The sequence below is a fragment of the Burkholderia anthina genome, assembly GCF_001547525.1.
Classification (GTDB): Bacteria; Pseudomonadota; Gammaproteobacteria; order Burkholderiales; family Burkholderiaceae; genus Burkholderia; species Burkholderia semiarida.
On record NZ_LNJP01000004.1, the window covers coordinates 259,401 to 271,047 of the forward strand.

General features: G+C 66.7%; 13 protein-coding genes and 1 pseudogene. 12 read left to right on the top strand and 2 right to left on the bottom strand.

Annotated features, from left to right (window positions below; genetic code table 11):
* Positions 1 to 166: 166 nt before the first annotated feature.
* Positions 167 to 555, bottom strand: a pseudogene (locus tag WS64_RS35620) (LysR family transcriptional regulator); the annotation flags it as partial.
* Positions 556 to 682: 127 nt separating this feature from the next.
* On the opposite strand from WS64_RS35620, the gene WS64_RS30370 reads away from it, so the two are divergent.
* The 5 genes from WS64_RS30370 to WS64_RS30390 all read left to right on the top strand — a co-directional run bounded on the left by WS64_RS30370 (position 683) and on the right by WS64_RS30390 (position 5,117).
* Positions 683 to 1,828 carry a metallophosphoesterase gene (locus WS64_RS30370; protein ID WP_060968953.1) on the top strand — a complete coding sequence of 382 codons (1,146 nt, stop codon included), beginning with the start codon at positions 683 to 685 and terminating at the stop codon, positions 1,826 to 1,828.
* 154 nt (positions 1,829 to 1,982) lie between these two features.
* Entirely contained in the window at positions 1,983 to 2,582 is a 600-nt protein-coding gene (locus WS64_RS30375; protein WP_060968749.1) for an alpha-ketoglutarate-dependent dioxygenase AlkB family protein, read from the top strand.
* A 303-nt stretch (positions 2,583 to 2,885) separates the two neighbouring features.
* Positions 2,886 to 3,092, top strand: coding sequence for a hypothetical protein (locus tag WS64_RS30380; RefSeq protein WP_059585120.1), 207 nt, complete (start codon positions 2,886 to 2,888; stop codon positions 3,090 to 3,092).
* Positions 3,093 to 3,457: 365 nt separating this feature from the next.
* The gene (tecA, locus tag WS64_RS30385) at positions 3,458 to 3,937 is read left to right on the top strand and encodes a type 6 secretion system effector deamidase TecA (RefSeq protein WP_059639681.1); all 480 of its coding nucleotides are present in this window, start codon (positions 3,458 to 3,460) and stop codon (positions 3,935 to 3,937) included.
* A 286-nt stretch (positions 3,938 to 4,223) separates the two neighbouring features.
* The gene (locus WS64_RS30390) at positions 4,224 to 5,117 is read left to right on the top strand and encodes an IclR family transcriptional regulator (protein WP_059584877.1); all 894 of its coding nucleotides are present in this window, start codon (positions 4,224 to 4,226) and stop codon (positions 5,115 to 5,117) included.
* 107 nt (positions 5,118 to 5,224) lie between these two features.
* Here the strand turns inward: WS64_RS30390 and WS64_RS30395 are convergent, their stop codons facing one another.
* Positions 5,225 to 6,304, bottom strand: coding sequence for a porin (locus WS64_RS30395; RefSeq protein WP_059639679.1), 1,080 nt, complete (start codon positions 6,302 to 6,304; stop codon positions 5,225 to 5,227).
* 444 nt (positions 6,305 to 6,748) lie between these two features.
* On the opposite strand from WS64_RS30395, the gene WS64_RS30400 reads away from it, so the two are divergent.
* Genes WS64_RS30400 through WS64_RS30430 form a run of 7 tightly spaced genes read left to right on the top strand, consistent with a single transcriptional unit; the run spans position 6,749 to position 11,605 of the window.
* The gene (locus WS64_RS30400; RefSeq protein ID WP_059584879.1) at positions 6,749 to 7,066 is read left to right on the top strand and encodes a non-heme iron oxygenase ferredoxin subunit; all 318 of its coding nucleotides are present in this window, start codon (positions 6,749 to 6,751) and stop codon (positions 7,064 to 7,066) included.
* Between the two features lie 2 nt (positions 7,067 to 7,068).
* Positions 7,069 to 7,380 carry a recombinase-like helix-turn-helix domain-containing protein gene (locus WS64_RS30405; protein ID WP_060968750.1) on the top strand — a complete coding sequence of 104 codons (312 nt, stop codon included), beginning with the start codon at positions 7,069 to 7,071 and terminating at the stop codon, positions 7,378 to 7,380.
* 60 nt (positions 7,381 to 7,440) lie between these two features.
* Positions 7,441 to 8,511: an aromatic ring-hydroxylating dioxygenase subunit alpha gene (locus WS64_RS30410; RefSeq protein ID WP_060310752.1), complete on the top strand. Its 1,071-nt coding sequence runs from the start codon at positions 7,441 to 7,443 to the stop codon at positions 8,509 to 8,511.
* The gene (locus tag WS64_RS30415) at positions 8,504 to 9,274 is read left to right on the top strand and encodes an SDR family oxidoreductase (protein ID WP_060968751.1); all 771 of its coding nucleotides are present in this window, start codon (positions 8,504 to 8,506) and stop codon (positions 9,272 to 9,274) included. Before WS64_RS30410 ends, WS64_RS30415 begins: the two co-directional genes overlap by 8 nt.
* 34 nt (positions 9,275 to 9,308) lie before the next feature.
* On the top strand, positions 9,309 to 9,836 hold the full coding sequence (locus tag WS64_RS30420) for a cupin domain-containing protein (protein ID WP_034180369.1): 528 nt from the start codon (positions 9,309 to 9,311) through the stop codon (positions 9,834 to 9,836).
* 18 nt (positions 9,837 to 9,854) lie between these two features.
* Entirely contained in the window at positions 9,855 to 10,751 is an 897-nt protein-coding gene (locus WS64_RS30425; protein WP_060968752.1) for an alpha/beta fold hydrolase, read from the top strand.
* Positions 10,748 to 11,605, top strand: a complete 858-nt coding sequence (locus WS64_RS30430; RefSeq protein WP_059639674.1) for an IclR family transcriptional regulator — start codon at positions 10,748 to 10,750, stop codon at positions 11,603 to 11,605. The genes WS64_RS30425 and WS64_RS30430 overlap by 4 nt, the downstream gene beginning before the upstream one ends.
* Positions 11,606 to 11,647: the final 42 nt, after the last annotated feature.

The following is an 11,647-nucleotide window of genomic DNA, read 5'->3' on the forward strand; positions in this document are numbered from 1 at the left end:
GTCGGCAGCGATGATCGGACCGCCGCGATTCTGCCAGCACCCGCTCGTGCAGGGTTGCGAATGGACTGTCAAGGATCGTCAGACGAAATCGTGCAGCGGAGTTTGCCATGTCGACGCAGCGGCAATTGGCGCGCAAACCGCCGATTGCCGCTCGAACGCATGCGAATCAGTCCGGCTGGCCGCGGCCGTCCTCGACGAGCAGGCCGGTGAAATCGCGCGCGAAACGCGGAGGCGCATCGAGATCGGCGACGCAGATCTGCAGCCGGCGCTCGGCCCAGTCGTCTTCGAGCGCGACGAGGCGCGGCGCCATCGTCTTCGCATGACGGCGCGCGGTGCCTTCGGGCAGCACGCGACGTTTGCTTCGATCATTCGGCAGGCCGTCTCGAAGTTGCCGACCTGGATGCGCCTGCGCAGCATGCGCAGCACGTCGCCGGCCACGATGCCGGCGTCGATCAAGCCTGCCTGCGCAGCGCGCACGATGTCGGGGCTCACCCGTTCCTGCATGTCGATCGTCACGTGCGGATGATCGACGAGACAGCGGCGCCGCACCGCCGGCCGCGACCCGTCGTCGCGGCCGGGATCTGTGTACCATCGTGCGTAGGGTGCGACGCGCGGCACCGGGCATCACGGCCCGATGCGGCGCGCGTCGCGGAAGCGGTCGTGCAACGAAGGTGAGCGTTCCATGCGAAGTTTCTTTGTCCGGTTCATTGCGATCGGCGTGCTGTTCCATCTGTACGTCGGGATGCGGATCATTCCCGATGCGTTCGTGTCGCCGCTCGCGCGCACGATCGCGGCGCTCGTGCTGGCGAGTTTCGTCGTCTTGATTCCGGTCGGGATGTTCTCGCGCCGCTTCGACGAAGGGTGGGCGGCGACGCTGCTCGGCTGGGCGGGCGCGCTCGCGATGGGCTTCTTCTCGTCGCTGCTGGTGCTGACGTTCCTGCGCGACATCGTGCTGCTCGGCGTGCTCGCGTGGCGGCATCTCGGGCATGACGGCGCATGGAGCGGCGCGGCGCCCGACACGGCGCTCGGCGTGCTGGCGGCCGCGGTGCTCGTGACGGCGATCGGGTTCGTCGGCGCGCGCCGCACGGCGGCGGTCAAGCGCGTGTCGATTCCGGTCGCCGGCCTGCCGGCCGCGCTCGACGGGCTGACGATCGTGCAACTGTCCGACATCCACGTCGGCCCGACGATCAAGCGGCCCTACATCGAACGGATCGTGCGCGCGGTCAATGCGCTCGACGCCGACCTGGTGGTCGTGACGGGCGACGTGGTGGACGGTTCGGTCAAGCGCCTGCGCGAACATACGGCGCCGCTCGGCGAGATGCGCTCGCGGCACGGCACCTTCCTCGTGACGGGCAACCACGAGTACTACGCAGGTGCGCATGCGTGGATCGACGAATTTCGTCGTATCGGGCTGACCGTGCTGCTGAACGAGCATGTGCTGATCGAGCGCGGCGGCGCGCGGGCGGTGCTCGCGGGCGTGACCGACTTCACGGCCGGCGGCTTCGATCCCGCCCATCGCAGCGATCCCGAGCGGGCGTTGGCCGGTGCGCCGCCCGATGTCGGCACGAAGATCCTGCTCGCGCACCAGCCGCGCAGCGCGGAAGCGGCGAACCGCGCGGGCTTTACCGTGCAGTTGTCGGGGCACACGCATGGCGGCCAGTTCCTGCCGTGGCCGCCGTTCGTGCGTCTGCAGCAGCCGGTGATCGGCGGGCTGAACCGCATCGGCGACATGTGGCTGTATACGAGCCGCGGCACTGGGTACTGGGGGCCGCCGAACCGCTTCGGCGTGCCGTCCGAGATCACGCTGATTCGGCTGACACGCGGGTAGCCGGTGGCCGAGGACGGCCGTTATGCGACGCGAACGCGCATCGCGCGCCCCGCGGTTTCCTTTCGTCGGGAATGACAGCGCATGGCGGCGTGCGGCGCCGTTGGCTAGTATGCAGACATGCGCGTTCGCTCCGTTCCTTGCCCGTTCCGCCGACATGTCGACGCCCGATCTCTTCGCTGATACGCCCGTGCCCGACGTGGACTGGTACCCGGACTGGCTGGCGCCGCCCGACGCCGATCGCGCGCTGGCCGCGCTGATCGACGAGGTCGCGTGGCGGCAGGACACGATCCGTACGCCGCGCGGACGCATTCCGCTGCCGAGGCTCACCGCGTGGCAGGGCGAACCGGATGCCGTGTACGTGTACTCGGGAATCCGCAACGTGCCGGAGCCATGGACGCCGGCCGTGCTCGGCCTCAAGCATGCGGTCGAGGCGACGTGCGGCGTGCGTTTCAACAGCGTGCTGCTCAATCGCTATCGCAACGGGCTGGACAGCCTCGGCTGGCATGCGGACAACGAACCCGAACTCGGCGATGCGCCGGTGATCGCGTCGGTGAGCCTCGGCGCGATGCGGGTGTTCGATCTTCGCCATCGCGCGACCGGCGTCACGCATGCATACCGCCTCGTGCATGGCAGCCTGCTCGTGATGCGCGGACGCACGCAGGCCGAATGGCAGCACCGCGTGCCGAAGGCGCCCAGCGTACAGGGCGAACGCGTCAACCTGACCTTCCGGCGCGTGTCGATGGCGGCCGAATAGGTCGCACCCCGTTTCCGCGATTCGCGAAAGGCCAACGCAAGCCATCGCGCGTGCGGCACGTTGCCGCACGAACGCGATGTCGGGCCGGCCGACGTGTCGCTCAGCCCCGCCCCGCAAGGCTTTGAGTCAGATTCGATCGAACGGGCGGTTCCGATAGATGAGTGAAACCTCTGATGGTGCGTCGCAACAATCGCTGATTAGACTGTGGAATGGCAGAAGCGCGTCGGCACACCGGCGCGCCCCCTTTTCGACATGCCTCCGTGCGTTGCCGATGCAGCGCGCGACGGGGCAGGAGCACAACGCGTGACCGTATTCGACCCTTCCTTCGAACCCTCGCTGCACGTCTTCGAGCAAGACGGCGGATGGCAATGGGCGCTGACGGTGAAGCGGGCGACCGGCGTCGGCGTGAAAGTCGTGGCGTTCAGCCGCGAAGGCTTTCGCGGCGAAGCCGAGGCATACGCCGCTGGCCAGCTTGCCCGCGCCGAATATGACGCCGCCGTGACGGCCTGACGTCGTCGCGGGGATCCGGCGCGGGGATCGCCTTCCTCTGTGCCGTCCGTTGCCGGACGGCGCTTTTCCGACTGCTTCCGTTTTTTTCTCCAGGCGCGAAATGCGACCGTTTGCCGGCGTTCGCTGTGCCAAATGGTCCGTGCCGTTCGACACAGGCATGCCTATGCCGCCTCCGATGCGCGGGCATCGCGTCGACGATGCGACACGCGTAGCGAAAGTCTGCACGCAGGCTCATGACCTCCCGAGCAGGTGCAACCACGTATCGCACGAGGGAGCGTGGAAAACGCCGATTCATATCGTAATAAGATATGAGGTTATTGCATCGGCGAGACAATGACGTCCCGCTTTCCTGAAAGGAGCTATCCGTGCAACTGACCCAGTTAGGCGGGCATGTCGCCCAATCCGGCATCGCCGAACGGCAAAAACACGCGCAGGCGCTGATGTTCGGGATGGCGAACATCGACGAGTACATGTCCGGCGGCGTCTGCTACGATGCCGCGGCCTACGTGCGGTATCTGCTGCGCGCGGACGCGATGATCACGCCCGCGGCGCTGCTCGACACGATCGGCCAGTCGTGGAGGACGCGCTTCAACTTCGAGACCGGCACTCAATGGGACGGGCGCGCGAGCATTCCGGCGGGCACCGCGGTCGGCTTCGCCCGCGGCGCGAATGTCTTTCACGCGGCGATTGCCGTCGGCGGCACCCGGATCCGCGGGATCAACGGCGGCCTGCTGGGCGCCGGCTGGCTGCATCCGGTCGATCTGGCACGCGTGCTGCAGCCGGATCCGGCCGGCGGTTTTACGTACGACCGCACGACCATTCGTGTCTATCTGTCGCGCCTGTAGGCGGTCCGACGTCAAGTTCCGTGCTGCTGGCCGTCGTCCGACCGCGCCGTGGGCGGGCGCCGTGCGGTCAGCGCGCTGGCGTCCGGCGATTTCTGCATGGCGTCGCGCGGTCCAACGCTGCTATCCTCTCGACCTTGAATGACGCGTCATGGTGGCGTGGACGCGCATGCTGCGTCGCGGCGCCGCGCGCCGGTGCGAGCCCACGCGCGCACTGAGGTAGCATGACTGAATATCCACGACGATCGATGACCTGTTTCGTGACCGATTTCCTTCCGTCCATGTCCACATGGTCAAGACAACGATGAGCGGCGCACCCGATCCGGCGGCGCCCGGCGACGAAGAATCGTCGGGCGGCGCTTCGTCCTATCTGGTGCCGGGGCTCGAACGCGGGTTGCGGATCCTCGCCGAATTCTCCGCGCGCGAACCCGTGCTCGGTGCGCCGGAACTGTCGAAGCGCATCGGCATTCCGCGCACCACGACGTTCCGCCTGCTGCAGACGCTCGAGGCGCTTGGTTTTCTCGAACGCGTGAACGGCGATCGCTATTTCCGGCTCGGCGTCGGCGTGCTGCGGCTCGGCTTCGAATACCTGAATTCGCTCGAACTGACCGATCTCGGCACGCCCGTGCTCGAACGGCTGCGCGATTCGACCGGCCTGTCGACGCACCTGCTGATCCGCGACCAGCGCGACGTGGTGTTCGTCGCGAAGGCGCAGAGCAATGCGTCGATGTTCGGTTCGGTGAAGGTGCACGTCGGCACGCGCCTGCCCGCGCATGCGACCGTGCACGGCCACGTGCTGATGGGGGACCTGACGCGCGATGCGATGCGGCAGCTCTATCCGGAGAAAAAACTCGAACAGTTCACCGAGCGCACGCCCGGCACCGTCGACGAACTGTACGAACGCGTGCGTCACTACGCTCGGCTCGGCTATGCGGTCAGCGAGGCGGCGTTCGAGAGCGGCATTTCGGCCGTGACCGCACCCGTGCGCGATCATTCGGGCTCGATCGTCGCGGCGATCACCGCGACGGTGCCACGCTCGGAGATCGGCGAGGCCGGCGAGAAGGAGCGGCTCGTCGAGGCCGTGTGCGGTGCGGCGGTCGACCTGTCGCAACGGCTGAACTATCGTCCGCTCGAAAGCGACCCGACGTTCGCGCATGCGCGTCACAAGGTCGCGATGTTCTGACGCTCGCGTATCGATCCGGCCGCCGCGCGCGGCATTGCAGACGACAAGAGCGGCCCGTGGGCCGCTCTTGTCGTTTTCGGGCGCCGAAGCCCGGTGCCCGAACGCGTTCAGAACGAATGATGAATCCCGGTCAGTACGATCACCTGGTTCGCGGTGCTCGACACGCCGGCCGTGAAGAACGCGGCCTTCGCGCCGCCGGAAGCGTGTTCATAAAGCACGTTCGCATACAACTGCGTGCGCTTGGACAGCGCGTAGATGTCGCCGAGTTCGACCTGCGTCCAGCGGCGGCCGGCCAGCGTCGTGGTCGCCGCGCCGCCCGCGATCGTGTTGAACGCGCTGCTGCGGTAATTCACGCCCGCGTCGTAGCTCTGGAACGTGTCGGAAAACCCGTTCGACTGCATCTTCACGCGCGTGTAGAGGCCGTGCACGAGAAAGTCGCCGATCTGGTAGGACGCGCCCGCGCCGATGTTCTCGACCTTGCTGGCGAGATAACCGTTCGCGGTGTTCTGCCCCTGGAACGACGTGATGCCCGTCTGGCCGATCAGGAGCGAGCGATCGTGCTCGTTCGAGTAGACGGCCGACGCCTTGAACGGCCCGTTCGCATAGTTCAGTGCGACGCCGACCGATTTGCCGGTCGAGAAGTTCGTCGTGTTGCCGAGCGCGAGCGTCGCCGCGGCCGAAAAGCCCGCGAAGGTCGGTGAACGATACTTGATCGAATTGTTGTACGGCACGTTGCCGGTCGCGGCGAGCCCGTCGATGTTGCCCGGATGGAACGCGTACCAGCTCATCGCGAGGTACGCGGTGCTGAGCGGGTCGAGATAGTCGAACGCCAGCGGCGTCTGGCGGCCGAGCGTCAGCGTGCCGTAGCGCTCGGCGCCGAGGCCGACGAACGCCGCGCGATTCCAGATCGTGTTCGCGGTCGCGAACTGGCCGTTGTTCGTATAGAAGCCGTTTTCCAGCTGGAAGATCGCCGACAGCCCGCCGCCGAGATCTTCCTTGCCTTTCAGGCCCCACCGGTCGGGCTGCGTATTGCCCTGGATCATCGCCCACTTCGCGTGGCCGCCGACGTTGTTCACGTATGCGACACCCGCGTCCATGCTGCCGTACAGCACCACGCTGCTCTGCGCCCACGCGCCCGACGCGGCACCCATTCCGATGACTGCCGCTGCTACCGCATGCTTGACCATTTGATCTCCTGACTCTCCAACCTGATGAAAACGTGTTGCGACGGCCTGCGCGGGGACGGCCGGCCGTCGCGCGGGTGCATCGTCGAGTGGGCATTTGTATGTTCCATATAAGGAACATCGTGCCTCTGATGGAATGGAGTATAGGGGCGCGGAGCGTTCGATCAAAAATAAATTTTTCGGGACGGATGAGTGCCTCCGTGAGGCCGTACAACAAGGCCTGATGCCTTTGAAAAACCGATAAACCCGCGTCAAACAACAAAAAATTACATTCGATAAGGTAGGCGAAGGGGGCGGTCGAACTGCGCGTCGGTGTTTTCCCTAGGACATGCAGCTTTTTATTTTGCTCGCGGACAGTCGCTCCTATAATCACCATCCATAAACTGATGTTCCTGATATGGAACAAAACGGAACAAACCGAGAGTCGATCAGAAGGAAGGGTGCGAGATGTCTGAGCAATGGATTTGTGCCGGTCACGCCGGCGCGCTGTCGGAAGACACGCCGATCGAGTTCAAGCGGACCGACGGCGTGGAAATCGGGATCTACCGCGTCGGCGACGACGTGTATGCGCTCGAGAACGTATGCCCGCATGCGTACGCGCTGCTGACGCAGGGGTTCGTCGACGAAGGCACGGTCGAATGCCCGCTGCACGAGGCCGTGTTCGACATCAAGACGGGCGAATGCCTGAAGGGCCCGGGCGGGCGCGCGCTGAAGCAGTACGCGGTGCGCCTCGCCGGCGAGGAAATCCAGATCAAGGTGGACTGAACATGAAAGAAGCGACCGTCAACTTCAATCCCTTCCTGAAGCCGTGGGTGGCGCCGCAGCCGAACAACGTCGCGGGCAAGGGGCAGATCGAGATCCCCGGCCAGGTCGAGAACCTGGTCTGGCAGAACCGCAAGGCGGAACCCACCCAGTACGAGAACGACCTCGGCGATGCGCTCGAACGCGTGTTCGAGAGCGGCGCGATCGAGCTGGACGATGTCGTCGCGGGGCTGAACCGCATCGGCTTTCGCGCGCCGGACGGTACGGTTTGGACACCTGAGCGTTTCCGCGCCGAAATGGCCTCGCTGGCGGAATGAACGCGCCGACCGCGCCGCGCGCCTGAGCGCCGACCCGACAACCGCATCCGGAGCACACTGATGACGTCCCCCGACCAACACGAAACCCAACACGACCCGGTCCGCGACTACCTCGATCGCGGCATCAAGAACTACTGGTATCCCGTCGCGCCCAGCTGGCAGGTGTCGAACGCGCCCGTCGGCCTCACGCGCCTGTCCGAGCAGATCGTGCTGTGGCGCGATCACGACGGCAAGGTCCACGCGCTGGAAGACCGCTGCCCGCACCGCGGCGCGCGCCTGTCGCTCGGCTGGAACCTTGGCGGCAACATCGCGTGCTGGTATCACGGCATCGAAGTCGACGGCGGCGGCACGGTCAACCGCGTGCCGGCGGTATCGAACTGTCCGCTCGAAGGCACGAAGTGCGTGAAGTCGTATCCGGTCGAGGAGAAGGCCGGCGCGATCTTCCTGTGGTTCGGCGACGAAGCGCACGGCGAGCCGGCGCCGCTTAATCTGCCGGAAGAACTGGTCGCCGACGAATACGCGCACTTCCTGTGCGTGTCGAACTGGAAGTGCAATTACCAGTACGCGATCGACAACGTGATGGACCCGATGCACGGCGCGTATCTGCACGCGACGTCGCACTCGATGGCCGAAGGCGACAAGCAGGCCGACATGCGCGTGCGCAAGACGGACACGGGCCTGATGTTCGAGAAGATCGGCCAGCGCGACGTGAACTTCGACTGGGTCGAACTCGGCGAAACCGGCTGCCTGTGGATGCGCCTCGCGATTCCGTACAAGCAGAAATTCGGCCCGGGCGGCAACTTCGGGATCATCGGCTTCGCGACGCCGGTCGACGGCGACCACTGCCAGGTCTATTTCTGGCGTACCCGCAAGGTCGGCGGCTGGCAGCGCGACGTGTGGCGCTTCATGTACCGCAACCGCCTCGAAGGCCTGCACTGGGACGTGCTCGAGCAGGACCGCTACGTCCTCGAAAGCCTCGCGCCGCATGCGCGCGATCACGAATACCTGTACCAGCACGACGTCGGCATCACACGTGTGCGCCGGATGCTGCGCCAGCGTGCGCAGGAACACCTGTCCGCGCTCGACGCGCATCGTGCGGCGCATGCCGCCTCGGAGCACGCGAATGGCTGAGTTCGCTCCGGTCGTGGCATTGCCCGGTCGCCGCGTGCTCGTCACGGGCGGCGCGCGCGGTCTCGGCGCGGCGTTCGTGAAGGCGCTGGTCGAAGCGGGTGCACAGGTCGCGTTCGGCGACGTGCTCGCGGAAGAGGGCCGCGCGCTCGCCGCGCAGCTCACGCAAGCCGGCCACGCCGCGCATTTCTTCGCACTCGACCTTGCCGATCCGGCCAGCATCGACGCTTTCGTCGCGCAGGGCGCGGCGGCGCTCGGCGGCATCGACGCGCTGATCAACAACGCGGCGATCACGAACTCGGGCGGCAAGCTGTCGACGGAGCTCGACGTGGCGACCTGGGACGCCGTGATGAACGTGAACGTGCGCGGCGTGTGGCTCGTCAGCAATGCAGCGCTGCCGCACCTCGCTCAGTCGGGGCGCGGCGCGATCGTGAATCTTGCGTCGGATACCGCGTTGTGGGGCGCGCCCAAGCTGCTCGCGTACGTCGCGAGCAAGGGCGCGGTGATCGCGATGACGCATGCGCAGGCACGCGAGTTCGGCGCGCACGGCGTAACGGTCAACGCGATCGCGCCGGGGCTCACCGAAGTCGAGGCGACCGCCTACGTACCGGCCGAGCGCCATGCGTTCTACCTGCAGGGCCGTGCGCTGACGCGCGCGCAGGTGCCCGGCGACGTGACGGGCCCCGTGCTGTTCCTGCTGTCGGACGGCGCGCGCTTCGTCACGGGTCAACTGCTGCCGGTCAACGGCGGCTTCGTAATGAACTGAATTGAAGTTTTCACTCGGAATGAAGGAGAGGACGATGGCGGACGCCGATCTCGAACGCAAGTCGTGGGACCAGCCGGAAGGCGCAAGCTTCAACGACTGGATGGAAGGGCGCGTCGCGCGCTACGCGACGCGGCGCTACGACTGGGACGCGCTGAAGTTCCAGGCCGACTACGACCCGAAGTACCGCCGCGCGCAGATGCGCTACGTCGGCACGGGCGGCACGGGCGTCGCGAAGGACGTCAACACGGTGCCGGCCGGCAACTTCACGTTCTCGACGATGGTCATCCCGGCCGGCAACATCGGCCCGAGCCACATCCATATCGACGTCGAGGAAATCTTCTTCGTGCTGCGCGGCAAGATGAAGGTGATCTGCGAGCGCGACGGCGAGACCTGGGAAGCGATCCTCGGCGAGCGCGACCTGATCTCGGTGCCGCCGGGCGTGTATCGCACGGAAATCAACATCGGCGAGGAAGATGCGCTGATGTGCGTGATGCTCGGTTCGCCGAAGCCGATCACGCCGACGTATCCGCCCGATTCGCCGCTCGCGAAGATCAAGCGCTGAGGCGGGGCGGGCGAAGCAATGAGTGTCATCGACAAACGTGAACGCGACCGCACCGCGGTGTTCGCCGCGCTGCTCGGGCAGTTTCCCGAACAGCGTTGCGTAGCCGGCGCGGCGGGCACGATCGGCTACCGTGAGGCCGGCGCGCGGTATGCGGGCCGCGCGCTGCCCGCCGTGCTGCTGCACGGGATCGGCTCGGGCGCCGCATCGTGGGTGTGCCAGCTCGACACGCTCGGCGCATCGCGCCGCGTGCTCGCGTGGGATGCGCCCGGTTACGGCGTGTCGACGCCCGTGCACGGCGCGTCGCCTGCCGCCGCCGATTACGCGGCATCGCTGAACGCGTGGCTCGAGGCACTCGGCATCGAACGCTGCGTGCTGGTCGGCCATTCGCTCGGCGCGATCATCGCGGGCGGTCTCGCCCGTGTGATGCCCGCGCGGATCGCCGGCCTGCTGCTGGTGTCGCCCGCCGGCGGCTACGGCAGCGCACCGGCCGACACCCGCGAATCGCGCCGCGACGCGCGGCTCGCGATGCTCGCGGAACTCGGTCCGGCCGGGCTCGCCGAGCAGCGCAGCGGCAACATGCTGTCCGGTTTCGCGAACGAGGAGGCGCGGGCGTGGGTGCGCTGGAACATGGCGCGCATCGTGCCGGCCGGCTATGCGCAGGCCACGCATCTGCTCGCGAACGCCGATCTCGCGGCCGATCTCGCCGGCTTTCGCGGCCGCACGGCCGTGGCCGTCGGCGCGCACGATGCGATCACGCCGCCCGCCGCGTGCGAGCGGATCGCCGCGGCCGCGCACGTCGGGCTGCAGGTGATTCCGCAGGCCGGGCATGCGGGTTACGTGGAAGCGCCGGCCGTCTATTCCGCATTGATCGAAGGTTTCTGCCGGCAGTGCGAGACGCAGTGGGGGCTGGCATGAGCGAACCGCTGCAACAAAACGAATCCGACAACGCGAAGGCCGAGGCCAACTATGTGGTGCCGGGCCTCGAACGCGGGCTGCGGATTCTCGCCGAATTCTCGCCGCGCGAGCCCGTGCTCGGCGCGCCCGAACTGTCGAAACGGCTCGGCATTCCGCGCACGACGGTGTTCCGTCTGCTGCAGACACTCGAATCGCTCGGCTTTCTCGAACGCGCGGACAAGGATCGCAACTACAAGCTCGGCATCGCGGTGCTGCGGCTCGGCTTCGAATACCTGAGCTCGCTGGAGCTGACCGATCTCGGCCTGCCGGTGATCGAGAGCCTGCGCGATGCGACCGGCTTCACGACGCACATCGTGATCCGCGACGGCCGCGACGTGGTGTTCGTCGCGAAGGCGCAGAGTCAGTCGCCGGTGTTCAGCTCGATCCGCGTGAACGTCGGCACGCGGCTGCCCGCGCATGCGACGACGCACGGCCACGTGCTGATGGGCGACCTGTCGCTGAAGGAACTGCATGCGCTGTATCCGGAACGCGTGCTGAACCGGATGACGAGCGCGACGCCGGAAACGGTCGACGCGCTGTACGACGTGATCCGCGAGGACGCACTGCGCGGCTACGGCGTCAGCAATTCGTCGTTCGAACGCGGGATCTCGGTCGTCACGGCGCCGGTGCGCAACGAGACGCAGAAGATCGTCGCGTGCATCACGGTGACGGTGCCGAGGCCGGAGATCGACGCGGCGCTGATCGCGGACGGGCTGATCGACAAGGTGCAGCGCGCGGCGGCGGAATTGTCGCGGCGGCTCAATTACCGCTCGGATGACGAGCACACGTTCATGAAAGCTTTAGGACTGAAATGAGACCCCAACGCATGCTTCGCACGCTGCCCCCCGACGGGGCGG